Source organism: Halioglobus maricola (assembly GCF_009388985.1).
Lineage (GTDB): Bacteria > Pseudomonadota > Gammaproteobacteria > Pseudomonadales > Halieaceae > Halioglobus > Halioglobus maricola.
The window spans coordinates 311,999-327,881 of the sequence record NZ_CP036422.1 but is presented as its reverse complement, the minus strand read 5'-3'; the positions used below and the strand labels follow the sequence as shown (position 1 = coordinate 327,881).

The following is a 15,883-nucleotide window of genomic DNA, read 5'->3' as shown; positions in this document are numbered from 1 at the left end:
CACACAGTTCACCCCAGTTTTGTTGTAAGTTCCGGCGCTCGCCTACGCACTTTCACCGTGTCGGCGCTGGCAGAGAGCTCGCAGGAACACGACTAGAAATCCGTCACCAAAAATTCCCTCAATAAAATCGCAGGCGAATGCGATTCAAGCTACAGCGTAATGCCCACGCTGCCGTGTAGCTGCCCGTAGCGGGAAATCTGCGGTCTAGCCAAAATTCGCGCTGCAAGTAGATTTTGGAGTAGACTTCTTAACTACGAGGAAGCGCCTTTTTTACTATTGATAAGGCTGGGCGCCCGCCTCTCAAGCCTCACATAGAGATACCATCTTAGCTCTCAAATAGCAGGCACCCACGCTGGCAAGATTCATGTCAGGTAAGAAAATTGATTAGCCACAAATACAAGTGCATATTTATTCACGTTCCAAAAGCTGGAGGCACAACTATTTCACGCTCTCAGTCCTTCCATGACGAATTCACCTCTCCGCATTTAAGGTGGGAGCGGCTTGCCAATGCCTTGAATCAACACAGTGATTATTATGTATTCGGCCAAGTTCGACACCCAATCACCCGAATTTTGTCTGCCTACAATCATAGTAATAGATCACATGAATCCAAGGAATTTTACAAAAGACAAACTCTCAGCTTTCGAGAATATTTGGAACGAGTTCTTATCACAAGGCAACATTTTAGGCGAGGAACAGATAGATCTGAGATTTTCGAAATCGCAAAAGAGATCGGGCTGAGTGAGTTTGATGTTTTCCACACCTGTGCCGCTCAGAAGGATTATTTCGATTTTTCAGCTGAGTCATACCTCAACTCAGGGTTGAAAATTAATCCCGAAGTACGCCTAAATTACTGTATGAAAGTTGAGCATTTTGATTCCGACTGGTCACATGTTTTATCCGATCTAAAACTCGACTACGTCGAACCGAAAATTCGGGATCATGGATCAAAATCGAAGAAGAAATACTGGACCCAGCAGCTGGACTTGAAGACAGTGCAGCTAATTTATCGTTGCTACAAAGAAGACTTCAATGCTCTTGGGTACAAACTAGTGTTCACCAAAAATTTGCCTTTGAGAAAAGTAATTCGGAATAGCATAAAACAATTGCTACGCCAGAGTTCCGGCAGCTGATCACTGGGACCCTTGATGCCGGAACTTGTCGCGATTGACTTCAGCCTGCGCTTGATGTGCCTTGGGCAGCTGCTGCTTTTCATTTGTCTAGCCGCATGGCAGCCAGTTCGACATCGACGAGTTGACGCCGAACGATTGCTACTCATTTGCCTGCTGTTTTGCTGCACCTGCGCCCTTCTACTGACGGGCAACTATCGGCCCCCATGGATTCTGCAGCTACGCCCTGTTTTGCTCGCCTTCACTGATGCTCTGCCATTTGTTTTCTGGGCCTATGGCGCTCTTAGCCTTTCGGATCTGGCACGGCCCATTCGCCTGCAAAGCTGGTGGGGGCTCGTTGGAGGCATATACCTTATCTGGCACGCCTATTTCTTTATCGTTCTTGAAGGCCAGGGTATTTATCACGACGTGAATCACTGGCTCGCTGTCGTAGCGGGCTGTCACCTGGTCTATCTTTGTATTGGCCAATGGCGTGATGACCTCGTCGATGCCCGGCGCCGCCTACGCGCGATGCTAATCATTTCCGCCTGTGCTGTTATGGCCATATTTATAACAAGCGAGATCAGCGGCGCCATTTTTATGCGCAGTGAGATAGGTTCTATCACAGGGGCAGGGCTACTGCTTTCCTTGTCCACTGCGCTAGGCGTATTCTTTCTGACAGAAGCGAATAGAGATCAGGAACCAAAATCAGAAGCGGAGCCAAGCCCTGCCCTTGCTGTCACTGCGAGTGAGATTCCTGTGCAACATCAGGCGCTCTACCAACAATTGATAGCATTCATGAATGATCAGGGTTTCACTGAATCTCGACTCACACTGACCCGGCTGGCGGAGCGACTGAACACACAGGAGCATCGCTTACGCAGTTTGATCAACCAATGTCTTGGGTATCGAAACTTTTCGAACTACTTGAACGACCACCGACTACCTTTGGCCTGCAAGTTGCTCACAGAAAACGAGGATCTCGCCATAACTGACCTGGCCTATGACCTTGGCTACGGCTCGATTTCTTCATTTAATCGCGCCTTCAAAGAATCATACGGGGTTTCACCCAGTAGTTACCGAGCACAAACGTAGATCATAAGCGGCTGTTTTAATTAGATATTTAGAAATTGCACGATCATTTTTCGTTTTTGATAGGCGCTTTCCAGCTCTCTACAGCACGCTCTACTGCAGTATTTACAACCGCAATTATCTGAGAGCTGAGAATGATTCTGCTGAAACGAAACCTGCTAATCCGGTCTATTTCGGCTGGTGTATTTCTTTGGATTATCACTATGTTGTGGCCCTTGTATGGGTTTATGAGCCACCAGAAAGGGTGGCCGCACCTTCCCATTGGTTGGATGTCGTTTACGGCGGACGCTCCCCAGCAGCAAGTTTTAGGCAATCCCGACTATGCCAAGGCAGGGGATCTGGCTCTGGCGGCGCTTGTGCGGCATAGAAAACTCATCAATGCCCCGGCCATCACCGCAGCTGTTGCCATAGATGGCGAACATGTATGGGCAGGCGCCGCCGGATGGGCCGATTTGCAAAGCCGGCAACCGGCCACAGTCGATACCCAGTTCAGGATTGGCAGTACTTCCAAAGCACTAACCGGCACCGCACTGGGCAGAATGATGCAGGCCGACCTGATCGATCTGGATCAACCGCTCAATAGCGTATTGCAGCCCACACCTAATCCACAATGGGGTCAAATAACACCGCGCCAGTTAGCCTCACATATGGCAGGGCTACCTCACTACAGAGACACAAAAGATATTGCCGGTCTCTATCACTTCATGAGCTTACAAAAGCACTACGATGATGTCGAAGACGCTGTCAGCTTGTTTGACGACACTCCCTTGCTATCTGTGCCGGGAGAAAGCTTCAGCTATTCCAGCCTGGGTACCGTACTACTGAGTGCCTTCATGCAAAGGGCAAGTAAGGTTGAGTACCAACAATGGGTCGAGCATCAGGTCCTAGGGCCCCTGCAGATGCACGCGACCACGATGAACGGAGACGGGAAACAACTAGCTACTCCCTACTGGCGAGATGAAGCGCTGGAACCGGGAAAACTGCGCGAATGGCGCAAAGTCGACCTGAGCCACCGCCTGGCGGGCGGCGGCTTTATTTCGACATCCAGTGATCTGGTTCGCCTGGGTTCGGGCTACTTTAACCCAAACTATTTGCGCTCTGACATTGTCAGCCAGATCTGGCAGCCTCAGAGACTGACAAATGGCGAAATAAACGAGCAAAAATATGCCCTCGGCTGGCGCCGGGGCTCCTATGACATCGGCGGTGAAACGACCTCGACCTATCATCACGGCGGTGTGTCGCGGGGTGGCCAGAGCTGGCTAATTGTTATCCCTGAGTTCAAAGCCGTTATTGCTGTAAACGCCAATATCAATACCGAGGAATTCTGGGATTTCGCTAAAGTCTATCGTCAAATAGCCAGCGAGTTTCTAGCCAATAGAAAGGACCTGTATTGAACGTACGGGATCTAGTAGATTCGAAAGAAAGTTGCACATGTGGCTTCGCTGCCAACGCTCAGAAAATCTATTTGACTAGCCGTACATAGAATCCCAAGGTCGATAGGCTTTCTTGGTCAGTTTCTGCGACCTGAGACCACCGACTCACCCGCTCCGGCAGGTCACCTGTTTGTCGTTCAATGGAATACTCTGTATACGGCGAACGAATACACCAATCCTCGAGCGTACTTTGTGTGAAGAAGCGAAGATGCGTATAGCACAACAATCCCGAGGCTACATAATCCCAACGCCCTGCAAGCAAATCTTCAACGACCTGATAGTGACCGACATTAGGAACAGTCAGGATAAGGCAGCCTCCCGAATTCAAGGCATCATAGCTCTTCACGAGAAACTCTTCGGGGTTTACCAAGTGCTCGAATAGTTCAGTAGCTATGATGACATCATAGTTTTGGGAAATTTGAAGATCTTCCACATTTGCGCAAATAACTGCATCTAAGTGATTCCGTGCCTCTTCTGCCACCTCTGGATTCAACTCAATGCCTGTTACATGACAATTATGGAGTTCTTTGATGGCCTTGCCTGTTAGTCCACGACCGCAACCAACCTCAAGAACTGTTTGCGCATCGACGGGCAGTCTATCCAATATATCCAGACGCTGATTACCGTAGTAATCACTGAACAAGTAGTAGAATCCAGCAGTGGCAGTCTCGCATGCCTCAGAAGCACTCTGGTAAGCGTGCACATTGTCTATCATCTGACCTCGGCACTCTTTATTGAATGTCTCAGCTTTGTATAGTGCAACATGAATCCCGCTTCGTTCTTCATCATCGGGCACCGCACAAGCTTCCAATAGGCGCTCTGCCCGCTCGTAATGCCTTTGCGTATGCACTCCTTCCACCAGAGCAGCGCCAGAAAGTGCATTGAAACTCAAAGGTAGGCATATCTCCGAATCGCAGGCCAACATTTTCTCAAAGCTTGCCGCTGACACATACACATTCTGCTCATCGATCAGCAAGATATGGGTTGTATCAACAGGTTGGTAGACCCTTCCGGGGACAAGCGTAGCGACAACGACTTCATCGAAGACTTTAAGGGCTTCTGTCTCCACTTGTCTCAACAAGTATTGAAAGTCTGGAGAACTAGCCGATTCCTCAAGCATAATCTTCCGTATAGACAGCGAATTCTTGGCCATATCTTTACACATTCCGCGCGACCTTCGATCGCCTTAGTTCTTTCCCGCTCCAACTAACCACCTGAACAATATAATGCCCGGTCGCTAGCGTCTCCCATGCATCTGCAGAAAAAACCCAATAGTCTCGATCACCATATCCAACTATTTCAATAAGCCCCGGAAAACCATCAGGGTAGGCGGCCAGCTCCACAGACACAGGAAAGTGATGCTGGGAAAGATCTCTCAGGCTAAGTTCGCCAATATCTAGTAATTCATGGACACTCTTTTCCTGCTCAAGATTTTCCTTCGCAAGAAATGACATCAAGCGACGAAAAGCCGTTCCATAATGTAGTTGAGCGAACAACGAAGTCGAATTTTCCATCCACTTTTGTGCGAATTTCTGTGATACGGCACTTTGGTTATAGAGGTGAAGAGCAACAGCTGATGGAATATAGAACGCGGGGGCGCCAGCACTCTTCGCTCGCTTCAACCAATCACTTTCTTCGAAATACAACTGGAAACGTTCATCAAACCGCCCAACAGAGTCGTATATTTCCCGCGAGAAAACTAACATCGCACCACTTAAATCATGGCTTTCCACAGGCGTTCTAGCCTCCATAAATGTGCGCTGATGGTGGCGCCATCGATGCCTCGCATGCTGCAAAAGCCAACTGCTCCGAGTTCCTATCGTCCTGAAAAATTCTGCTTGTCTGGTACGCTCCTCGTTGCACGGTAAGAGCATCCTGCAACCGGGATCTATATACATGCGAGGACCAACAATCCCCTTCCTTGCAATGGCCTCACTCAATAAAAGTGGGAGGCATTCTGGCTGAGGATATACATCAGGATTCAAGACACAAACATATTCGGCGTCTGAGCAAGTCAATGCCAGGTTAATTCCACCTGCATAGCCAAGGTTTTTCCCAGGTGTTATGAGCCGATAGTTACACTGAGGAATGTGCTTTTCCAGAGAACAGGAACTCCCATTATCGACAATAATAAACTCTACAGCGAGTTCCCGATTAAACTGGCTCGCGAGCATGTGCCTAATAGAAGTACCCAGCAATCCTTCTGTATGGTAGTGGATGTAGATGACCGAAAGCTTCACCGTACTAATTGGTGTGCGTTTTGAATAGCTACATCAAGCTCTCGAGCGATATTCTCAGGACTAAATCTTCGGGCCGCCCTGGCTCCAACTTTGCGCAGTTTCCGCCAGGTTACAGGCTGACTGAGCGCCAACTTGACTTGCTGCGCGTATGCTTGAGCGTCATAGGTTTGCACAAGCTCTAACATCCCCTGAGTGACAAACCTGCTCGCTGGCGTATCCGCTGCCACTACTGGAACCTGGCTCTGCATGGCCTCGAGTAAAGGCAGCCCAAATCCCTCGCTCTCATTACAAGGGCAGAGAGCGATGTCCACTTTTCTCGTTAACTGCGCGACCGTTTCAGGTGGACAATTTTGCATATATCGATCAGGCCTTATGATACAAGTTTCCTCACGGGATAAGGGAAAAGTGGATATTCTCCACAATGTAAAATCAAACCCGTCCTCTCTGAGAATTTGCATCGCCCGCAGTGCGGTTTTTACATTTTTCGACTCTGCTTCATAGATACCGTGCACCAGGACGATTGGGCGCTCCTGTGGAAAAAACCTAAGTCTCGGCTTGAAGTTTAGATCGATAGAGGGCGGCGTCAAAAACGAAGGTCTCTTAAACTGAGATTTCATCAAGTCGCCCAAGTGAGGAGAGACAACCAAAACAGGAGATGGCCGCGAGTAAGCGCTATAGATCTCCTGTAGATGCCCCTCCATGTGTACAAGGCCGCCTTCATATCCCTGGCAGAAATGAACGACCGGACCCAGCATCAGTTGCTCTGCAAATTTCACGGTTGTCCAGTAGGTGGCAATCACAAGGTCCTGCACCGGAATACCAAGACAGCCTTTCATTAGATTGCTGTAGCCAACATGGGCTGCGACCCAATCTGGCCTGTCACCATTGCCCAGTATGTGTACGCTATGACCGAGTTTTGAAAGCAAATCAGCATGCTGAAATACGACCTTGACCCCACCACCCAGGGTGGGCTCCGCCAGCACGTATAGAATCTTCATTCCGTTAGGGCAGCCTCACAACTTCTGCATATATAATCAGCTGGTGGATGCTCCAACCCATAGGTCCATCGACGCAGCTGCGCGACTTTTTCACTTGTAAGAATATCTCTGGGGGACTGATGCAGTAGGCTTTCAAGTAGATAGCGCCCCAGATAATCTTCGCAACAGATCGTACAAGAACCATCAGCATTTATATGCAAATGTTGCAGCAACCTGGATCCGAGATTGTCACAGCCCACCGGTCGCTGGGCTTCATTGGGGCCAGCCTTTCGGCTCGCCGCTTCACCAGTTCGCGCCACCAACCCATAATCTTGGACGTCAAAGCGCGTATTCATAAATCGCTTTCTAATACGTGCTAATTGCTGCTGGTGGATAATATCCTGATTACCCAACACGGCGATTCGCATTATTTTTGCTAGTGGTCTATTCGATATGTAGTCCATATTTTTGAGCACCACCGGTAGATGGTCGAGACCACGATCTTCACGATACTGAGCAGGGTCGAGTGTAGATAGATTGATGGAAAGGAAATCTAACCCTCCCAGTTCGATTATTTTCTCCGCCAAATCAGGCGTAAGGCCGGTGGCGTTGCTGTTGACGGCTATTGGTAATTCGCACCGTTTTAGCAGGGCTATACGCTCAAGAAGGAGCGGGTCCAGGGTCGGCTCATTGAAAATGAATAGAAAGACGGCCTCTAATGTATCCCGGTACGGCAGCAGCTTATGAATGATTTCCTGATAGGCTTCCATCGGCATAACCAAGGACTCACGAGGTCCCTCAGAGACAGGACAAAAATAGCAACGCTGGTTACAGTTGGAATTAGCTTCAAAGGAAACGTATTTCAAGCTAAAGCGACGATCTCGGGTGTCATCATCAATGATCAGCCAACCATCTCGCAGCCACTTATTGCATTGCTCCACCTCTAGCTCAGCTAGGCCAGATGGATCCTTAAGCAAACGCTCAAGCTTCGAAAATCCGGGGCTATTTTTCTCGTAAACCCGATCGTTAATCGGGTTATATATCGTCTCGGCCTGCACGTGAAGATAAGGTTCAACAATCACGTTCGATCGAGTTGCTGGGCTTGAAATCCGAGCTTGAATCTCAGCAGTCAATGCTTTTCCAGCCTTGTCAAAAGCTCTGTTATATCGTCCAAGCGCCAGGTCTTGCACCAGCGTGCGTAGATCATCCTCCGAAGGTCCTCGCGTCCTCCACGTAGACCGAAACCATGTGCACCACCTACACGATAGTATGCGCTAACTATATCAACGTGAATAAAATCTGGAGAGATTTGGCATAGTTGCAACCAGAAATCCCAATCTTCATAGACGTCAAGGTTTTCGTCAAAGCGACACCCAGTGTCTAGCACCGAGGCATCAATCAAAGCTGCATGAATGGGTATGTAGTTATTGCTATAGAGCTTAAGTCGATCAAACGGCTCGCTAAATACGCGACCATCAGAGTCCGAGGCTGGGTCAGTAGCTATCGTTTTCACTCCGGAGTAAGCCACCAGGCTGTTGGAACTTTCCAGGGCCGTTAACAAGTTTCTTACATGACCTGCGTCAAACCAATCATCATCATCAAGAAACAGGAAAAAGTCGCCAGTGACCATATCCATGCCAGCGTTAGCCGCTGCGGAGCGGCCTCGTCCAGATGGCCATGATATGTATTTGACGGAGTGAAAGACCTGAGTGTATTCCGACACCAGATCTTCAACATCTTCTCCCCCATCATTGACAATGATCAACTCCATTTTCTGGTGTGATTGCTGCGCGAGGGACGCGATCGAATGATTCAACATCTCACGCCTGTTTTTCGTTCGGACTATGACAGATACCAGCCTGTTATGGGGCTCACTTTCCTCGAAAAACCTTGCCATCCAACTTTCCATCGCGTGTTGAATGGTTAGTCCAGGGTGATACTTGAACTCGAAAAAACTTTCCGCCGCATCGCATTGCTCAGGCAGAGTGAAGGTTCTCGATATATTCAATGCCTCAACCAGCTCAATGTAACGGTGTTTCGTTACCTGCGACACATAGCGAGACATCAGTTGTCGCTTTCTCTCTCTGAAGGCACTGATATCCAGGAGAACATTACAGGGCCCTTGATTGCCGATGTCATACGAAAAGAGTCGGGGACTATTTCCTTGGAGCGTTTGAACTGATGCCCAGACAATTTCGGCAGTAGCGCGATGATCCGGGTGATATTCCAGAGGAGACGGGAAGAATACTGAGGCAGGTCTGAGCTCGCGAATAATACCTGCAATAGATTCTACAAGCTGACTACTCAGCTCTAGCTGCCTGTCGTCCTGTCGCAAAAATCTATAACCTTTTACGCCCATATATTCACACGCTGAGACAGCTTCTTTCTCGCGAATCGCCGTCACTTCGTTCTCACTACCAGTGCCGCCCCCAGCTCCATTCGTCATGAAGACAATGTCGACATCGTGGCCCTGAGACACCGCCTGGAGAATGCTACCACCCATTCCAAAGGACTCATCGTCGTAATGGGGAGCGAAAATCAGCCAGGGCCCAGCCGGTGGGCTCGTCGTGTTAAATGGGACTAGGTCAGATTCATGCATACTGTTACTTGAACTCGGCATCGCCGGCGGTCAGCCACCATCTGCCACGAAGCTCTTCAGGCTCAGGACCGTTGGTGCAAACACTGGTTGGGATACGAACATCGGGACGATCGACACGCTTGACCTCATGGTCAAGCAACGAGAAATGTGACTCGGTGACCCAAGTATAAAGCTCTGTGCAACCACGACTCTTCAACATTGAACGGGCGTGCTGAATTAAAGCGGGAAAATATTTACATTCTCCCACAATATCCAGCATTAGAATTCTGGCCCCCTCTTGTCTCAACACAAGCACCCCTGGATTATCAGACTTGTCTACTGAAGAGATCAGCAGCAACTCGTATTCATAGCTTGGGTTCATTGCGTAACGGTAACGCAAGTAGGATGAGTCACGGAATCCTATAATTGATTCGCCAAAACAAGCAGACATTTTCGACCATTGTGAGTCAACCTCCAGGACGTCTGCATCTACCGATAGGTCCAGAACAGCACCAGAGAAAGGGGACACTGCATTGGAATCCCACACTGGCTCGACAATTTCGTCAACCTGCGCCTGAATCCCTACTTTTTCGCCCAAGCGCATCACACGGCTGTTGGGAAAGCCAAAGCCGAATTCGTATTCACGCCCGTATCCGACATAACGATCCAAAAACGCTTGTGCCACTAGGAAATAGGGGCCATGGCGACTCAGGCTACCTCTCTCCGTGGGGTCAACCATGGTATCAACACACTGAACTGACTCTTGCTCCTGCCCCTTGTTAAGTAGCGTTCGTTTTATGCCACCATAGTGAGCAACAATCTTTCCATTATAGCGGGCTACGACAGCGCTTCCTCTTCCTGCTGCATATTTCCAATCCCAAAGCGAAGTACTCATCGATTGGTGAAAAACGCGCTCAAAAAGTGAAGCTATCTCCTCGCGGTCTGCCACCGACATGTCGCTAACCACCCATCTCGATGCCTTCGCCGTACTCTTCATTTGGCCGAGCTCCCTAGCCATTCAATTCTCGCAGTTCAACACTCTGGAAAGTAATCTCGCTACCACCATGCCAATATACTCTGAATTCCAGTATCTGCCCTTCTTTCGCTTCGACCTCCAGGCTACTAGCCTCGCGGGTGACGTCTTTTGCACTAAAGTTCTCGATCACCAGAATCTGATCGTTGGCGCAGTCGTAGATATCCAGCGTGAGTAGCGTCTTCTCTCCTTCTCGAGCAGGCACATCCAAGTTGAATATGGCTTTTATGCCCATATCTTTGCCTACAAAGAAATTGGGGCCAAACGCACAGTGCCCATCTGGGTCAGTGCCTGGCTCACAATAAACCTGCCCATTTCTCCTTTCTCCGGTTTGAAACTTAAAATTCTGGCAATCACCGTTGTATTCCAGTGGTAGAGTTTCTGGACCGAGATACCGCTCAGACACATAACATTGTTTATCGCGCAGAAATCTGTGCCAGCGCCGACGAAATATTTCCATATTTGATTTGTCATTCTTACTGGAAAACCGACCCTCTGATGCCGAGGTGTAATGCAAAACTTCACTACGGGCACATAAAATCACTCTGCGACCGACCTCCAAAAGTTTGAGACAGATGTCAGTGTCTTCGAACCCGTTCTGGTAGGCTTCATCGAAACCACCCACTTTGAAAAACGACTCCCTTGAAAACAGAAATGAGGCGCCTGTTAAAGCATAGACCTCTCGATCAACATCGGCCGTCGGATTAGTCGGTTGAACATATTGCTGGTCCTCCTCAGGCAACATGTATTTGCCAAATTTTACCCCGGCAGATTGTATCTCTCCCGTCTGGGGAAATATCAGCTTGCTACCAACGGTGCCAAATTCCGGAGTTCTCTCTGCACAAGCGATAAGTGAGCTCAGCCATCCAGGCTGCGGAACAGTGTCGTTGTTCAGAAACAGAAACCAGTCAGTACTCGCCTGGTCAGCGCCTTTATTGCATGCCTTGGCGAAACCCAGATTGGAAGGCTGGCGGACGAGGCGAACGCCTGGAATTTTCAATACCGCGTCAGCTGTTTCGTCCGTGGAGCCATCATCAACAATAATAACTTCGTAGATCGGCGGAGAGTGCCCATAGATTGCGTGCAGGCATTGCAGGGTATAGTGAAAATTGTTGTACACAGGGATGATAATACTGACCGTGGGCTTTCCCGGGAAATCGAAAGCAAGCTTCGATGGCTCACCAGGAACCGAATATCTGCCGTGTAGCATATAACTATGGCGGCTATCCCGTCGCTCCGGGCTCATAATCGGCGCAACCTGGAAAACATCAAATTCTTCGACGTTGGCACCCTGCACGACCAACCTGAAGTCTGCACCTGCGTGTGAACCAGTCAAGCGGGCATCATTGGCACGAAGAACTGCACAGCGCTTCTCACCACTCCCGATGAATTCATGTCGGCTGAGCTCGGCCCATTGCGGATCATTACCCTCGCCTAATGGCGTAGGAGTATATTCGAATATCAACTGCCCTCGATCACAGTCCTGGTACTGTACCACCAGGTCAAAGGAAGAGCCGAGTTCAACCGCTGCCAAAGGATCTATTCGCAGATATAGCGCAAGCCGGCCTGCGGGACTGCGCTTGAGTTTCCAGCCTGTATTGATGGCAGTAAAGCTACTATCCGAACTTGGCACAGCAGTAACATAGCGGACGTCAGCAATAGCGGGCGGCGCAGTGATGGACTCGACTGGAGATAAGGAATCATCAGCAGAAGCATGCACCTCCACGCGCTCTACCACTATCTGACATCTCCCATGCCAGTAGACTCTGAATTCCAGTATCTGCCCCTCTTTAGCGGTAAATGGCAGCGATATATAGCCGTCTACTAGATCTGCATTATTTAGTTGCAATAGCTCAAGTATTACTCCCTCACCAGCGTCATAGATATCGATGGTGACTGACGGAAGATCTCCCTCTGACGCCACGTCACCGGACAGATAAAACCTGACATCCAGCTCCTCATCGGTATAGACGCGAAGCCCTGGGCCGTAAAGACAGTGCCCGCTGGAATGCTCCCCAACCGTACACATTAACTTTTCCTGCGATACTTTCCCTGTGTTGGATTGTATGTTTTCAGAAGCGGGCGTGTAGATAATCGGCCATTGATAAACTGGCCCAAGAGCTGATATGTCCAGAGATCCAGCTATGTCTTTTCGGCGCAAGTAGCGCGCGGTGCCCTTGGCATACCTCAGATTCAATACAGCGTCCCATAGCGCGGGAGCTGCTAGCCCGACCCTGCCAGACCAGATCGACAGGAATGTGGCAATGCCAGCAAGCTTTTCATATCTCAATGTCCACGGCTTTGGCCATGTCATGGGCGCCAGCTCAGGATGCAATTCACTCAATACCGCTCCACTGTAACCTGCTTTTTCCTGACGCTCTGCAAACCGAGCAATATCGGTAGGGTGCTGATGCCGCGTTACCGCTCTGGAAACATAGCGGATCTGACAACCTTTTTTGAACAATCTGTACCCCAACTCAGTGTCCTCCCAGGCTGGAAAAGGAAACTCGGTACTGAATTTCTCACTCTGGAGTAGGGCTCGTCGGGCCGAAAGATTGGAACCGTAAAAGTAATTGAAGGGAAGGTATTCCGGGTCCTTGATTTTGTCGAAGGCAAACTGCCAGCCCGTGCTGTCTAGGTGATTCAAAAAAGGCGTCGGAACAATGGCCTCATGCCATTCCGTGTAGCCAACAGCAACTAAGTCACGCCCGCAGCTGTAGTCGTGTTGCAACTGGGCTTCAAAAAGCGACTGCAACCAATTCTTGGCAGGCACGGTGTCGTCACCCAACAAGGCTATGTATTCCCCTAGAGCCATATCAATAGCGAGATTGCGTGACTTCGCTGGCCCTACGTTACTCTGATGAACCACCCTTGTCGGGCACTTGAATGTGTAGCTGTCCAGCCAACGCCGAGTGTCGTCTTCAGATCCATCGTTGATGATGATGAGTTCAAATGGAGGGGCATATTGCTGATTTTCAAGCGCTGTTATAACTTCCGGAAGCACATCCATTCGATTAAAAGTCGCTATAAGGACAGAATAGACGCTTTTACAGTACCCTGAGCCGCCGCAGTTCGAATCTGTTGCCTCTGTTTCAGCAATGGTAATGCCATTCGACATGACTCGCCTACAGTAATCGGAGAGTGGCTTAACGCACTCTCGCCACTGATAGCTATTCAGGTCGATGCTGTCAGCAGTATGGAGCTCGTCGCCTCTAAGCCGCAAAGATACTCTTTTCAAGATCGCATTACGTAGCCCTTCAATATCCCTGGGGGCTACAACAGCCCCACTATCAGCACTCTTGACCAGCTCTGAAGCAGCACCGCCCTCGGTCGCAATAACAGGGCAATCAACCTGGAGTGCCTCCATAAAGCGAGTTCGAAATGAGAGAGTGGACTCCAGTGAATCCGGATGAGGACAGGCCAGTAGATCTACATCCCTGAGGAGATCGTACCGCCTTCTATGGGGAACCCAATCAACTAACTGCAAACGACTCTCGGGCCACTCTCGCTCTCGGCACCACGCTTCCACTTCCTCAAGGAGTCGCTGTGGCGTGCTTTCCGGATTAGGATTTCTGACAATTAGCAGACAGCAGTCCGCCAATCGCTCGTCATCGAGCGCGTATAGTAATGTCCAAGGATCATACCAATCATACAAGCCACCAAATAGTATCCTGAACTGCCCCTGTTCTTTCGGCGGTAGCCACGGATCGTGATCGGGAACATCGGAAGACAAACCAAAGGGAACGTTGTCTATTAAGCTTCGGAGCGAGGGATCCCTCAATAGTAGATCGGACGAAATTCGCCCTTCAGCGGCTAGTAACCCCAGGTAAAAGCTTCTCTGAATCTCACAGGCAGATAGAAAGAAATCGCCGTAACGCAGCATTTCCTGCCATTGCAAATACTCTTTTTCAAATAACCCTGAACCTTGCTCATCGGCGTAGCAGGCATGGGAGACTAACGTGGGGTCATAGAGATCAACGACAACGAAAGCGTTAGCGCGCGCAGAAAGTATATCCCTAGACAGATGCCCCTGTACGATGACAATGTCCGCGCTTGCGGCCACTCCTTCCAGCTCTGTTATGTAATTCACTCGAAAATTGTCTGCTAGAAGGGGGCCGGAGTCAGTGCCGTCCAACGGTGCCGGGCTATATAAGCTCACGATGAACCCGCCGTCTGCCAAAGCCCGTGCCATTTCGAAATAGCGAATTCCTGAACCCGCCATGCAATCCCGGATAGGCTCGCTGCAGACCAGCGCGATTCGCGTCAAAGCGAAAGTTCCTCGAGCCTGGCCCCATCCGAAGCCCAGCTTAGATATATCCCTCCCCACGAAAATCCGCCACCGAAGCTCGCCAGTATAATGTTCTGACCCGGCTCAAAATTATCCGCGTTCTCCCAAATACACAGTGGAATCGAAGCATTCGTTGTATTGCCGTACCGGTCAATATTCAACAGCACTTGCTCCGGAGCCAGACCCAGATTCGAAGACGCGGAATCAATAATCCGTCGATTGGCTTGATGAGGTATAAAGAACGAAAGATCACCAGGGCCCAATCCATTTCTATCCATAATTTGCCGAGCGACTTCAGTAAATCCTTTCACTGCATGTTTGAAAACGACGGCTCCAGACTGAGTGACAAAGTGATCGCCATCTTTAACATTCTGCTCAGTGCTAGGATACTTACTACCTCCGGCTTTCTGGTAGAGAAATTCCTGGCCACTACCATTGGACTTCATTATCCCGTCTATGAGCCCGTATCCTCGATTATCGCGCTCAAGCAGCACCGCTCCTGCTCCATCACCAAATAGAATACAGGTCTCTCGGTCTCGGGGATTAGTCTTTCTGGACATCGTGTCTGCTCCCACAACGATGACTTTGTCATGGGTCCCGGACTCCACAAACTTGGCTCCGGTCCAGAGCGCAAACAAGAACCCCGCGCAAGCCGCTCCGATGTCATAGCCCCACGCATTGCTTGCACCGACTTTGGTCGCGATAATATTAGCAGTTGCTGGATATACATGATCGGGGGATACCGTCGCGCAGATTATCAGGTCAATCTCCAGCGCACTTAACCCTCTCTCTTCTAACAGACGCTGCACAGCGATAACCGCCATATCGGAAGTGGCCGCAGGCGGCTCGAGCACTCTGCGTTCCCGTATGCCGGTACGCGCAAGAATCCATTCATCACTTGTGTCTACAGCCGCCGATATCTCAGCGTTAGTCACAATCTTGTCTGGAACATACCCGCCTGTGGCAGTAATGGCTGCCCTGCTTATTGTCATTGCGTTCATCTCAAAAAGTGATTTGAAAGCTATCAATCAATTAGGTTTCTTCGTGATGCTGATACCTGCAAAAGCCTATGGCATACTGTTACTCGATTGAGTAACAGCATCCATTTCTAGATATGAAAATGGCAAATCCAT

11 protein-coding genes are annotated in these 15,883 nt (G+C 49.6%); 3 read left to right on the top strand and 8 right to left on the bottom strand.

Annotated features, from left to right (window positions below; genetic code table 11):
- The first annotated feature begins 380 nt into the window (after positions 1–380).
- The 3 genes from EY643_RS01420 (at position 381) to EY643_RS01410 (ending at position 3,595) form a co-directional block, all read left to right on the top strand.
- Positions 381–1,133, top strand: a complete 753-nt coding sequence (locus tag EY643_RS01420) for a sulfotransferase family 2 domain-containing protein (protein ID WP_152660529.1) — start codon at positions 381–383, stop codon at positions 1,131–1,133.
- Positions 1,134–1,148: 15 nt separating this feature from the next.
- Positions 1,149–2,204, top strand: a complete 1,056-nt coding sequence (locus EY643_RS01415) for an AraC family transcriptional regulator (protein ID WP_152660528.1) — start codon at positions 1,149–1,151, stop codon at positions 2,202–2,204.
- 200 nt (positions 2,205–2,404) lie between these two features.
- Positions 2,405–3,595: a serine hydrolase domain-containing protein gene (locus EY643_RS01410; protein ID WP_170287233.1), complete on the top strand. Its 1,191-nt coding sequence runs from the start codon at positions 2,405–2,407 to the stop codon at positions 3,593–3,595.
- Between the two features lie 67 nt (positions 3,596–3,662).
- On the opposite strand, the gene EY643_RS01405 is transcribed toward EY643_RS01410, so the two are convergent.
- The 8 genes from EY643_RS01405 to EY643_RS01370 all read right to left on the bottom strand — a co-directional run bounded on the left by EY643_RS01405 (position 3,663) and on the right by EY643_RS01370 (position 15,742).
- Entirely contained in the window at positions 3,663–4,787 is a 1,125-nt protein-coding gene (locus EY643_RS01405; RefSeq protein ID WP_170287232.1) for a class I SAM-dependent methyltransferase, read from the bottom strand.
- A gap of 4 nt (positions 4,788–4,791) precedes the next feature.
- Positions 4,792–5,808 (bottom strand): glycosyltransferase, encoded by a 1,017-nt coding sequence (locus EY643_RS01400; RefSeq protein ID WP_240732925.1) that lies wholly within the window; start codon positions 5,806–5,808, stop codon positions 4,792–4,794.
- Positions 5,809–5,870: 62 nt separating this feature from the next.
- Positions 5,871–6,872 (bottom strand): glycosyltransferase family 4 protein, encoded by a 1,002-nt coding sequence (locus EY643_RS01395; protein WP_152660524.1) that lies wholly within the window; start codon positions 6,870–6,872, stop codon positions 5,871–5,873.
- Positions 6,869–7,984: a radical SAM/SPASM domain-containing protein gene (locus EY643_RS01390; protein ID WP_152660523.1), complete on the bottom strand. Its 1,116-nt coding sequence runs from the start codon at positions 7,982–7,984 to the stop codon at positions 6,869–6,871. Before EY643_RS01390 ends, EY643_RS01395 begins: the two co-directional genes overlap by 4 nt.
- On the bottom strand, positions 7,981–9,354 hold the full coding sequence (locus EY643_RS01385) for a glycosyltransferase (protein ID WP_170287230.1): 1,374 nt from the start codon (positions 9,352–9,354) through the stop codon (positions 7,981–7,983). The genes EY643_RS01390 and EY643_RS01385 overlap by 4 nt, the downstream gene beginning before the upstream one ends.
- A 100-nt stretch (positions 9,355–9,454) precedes the next feature.
- On the bottom strand, positions 9,455–10,426 hold the full coding sequence (locus EY643_RS01380) for a GNAT family N-acetyltransferase (RefSeq protein ID WP_170287229.1): 972 nt from the start codon (positions 10,424–10,426) through the stop codon (positions 9,455–9,457).
- 13 nt (positions 10,427–10,439) lie between these two features.
- Positions 10,440–14,729 (bottom strand): glycosyltransferase, encoded by a 4,290-nt coding sequence (locus EY643_RS01375; RefSeq protein ID WP_152660520.1) that lies wholly within the window; start codon positions 14,727–14,729, stop codon positions 10,440–10,442.
- Positions 14,726–15,742 (bottom strand): beta-ketoacyl-ACP synthase III, encoded by a 1,017-nt coding sequence (locus EY643_RS01370; protein ID WP_153240857.1) that lies wholly within the window; start codon positions 15,740–15,742, stop codon positions 14,726–14,728. Before EY643_RS01370 ends, EY643_RS01375 begins: the two co-directional genes overlap by 4 nt.
- Positions 15,743–15,883 lie beyond the last annotated feature (141 nt).

Coding starts and splice junctions, on each gene's coding strand:
- EY643_RS01400 (WP_240732925.1), bottom strand. CDS start 5,808: ATGCTCGCGAGCCAGTTTAATCGGGAACTCGCTGTAGAGTTTATTATT.
- EY643_RS01385 (WP_170287230.1), bottom strand. CDS start 9,354: ATGGGTGGTAGCATTCTCCAGGCGGTGTCTCAGGGCCACGATGTCGAC.
- EY643_RS01415 (WP_152660528.1), top strand. CDS start 1,149: ATGCCGGAACTTGTCGCGATTGACTTCAGCCTGCGCTTGATGTGCCTT.
- EY643_RS01410 (WP_170287233.1), top strand. CDS start 2,405: ATGTTGTGGCCCTTGTATGGGTTTATGAGCCACCAGAAAGGGTGGCCG.
- EY643_RS01370 (WP_153240857.1), bottom strand. CDS start 15,742: ATGACAATAAGCAGGGCAGCCATTACTGCCACAGGCGGGTATGTTCCA.
- EY643_RS01380 (WP_170287229.1), bottom strand. CDS start 10,426: ATGAAGAGTACGGCGAAGGCATCGAGATGGGTGGTTAGCGACATGTCG.
- EY643_RS01405 (WP_170287232.1), bottom strand. CDS start 4,787: ATGGCCAAGAATTCGCTGTCTATACGGAAGATTATGCTTGAGGAATCG.
- EY643_RS01395 (WP_152660524.1), bottom strand. CDS start 6,872: ATGAAGATTCTATACGTGCTGGCGGAGCCCACCCTGGGTGGTGGGGTC.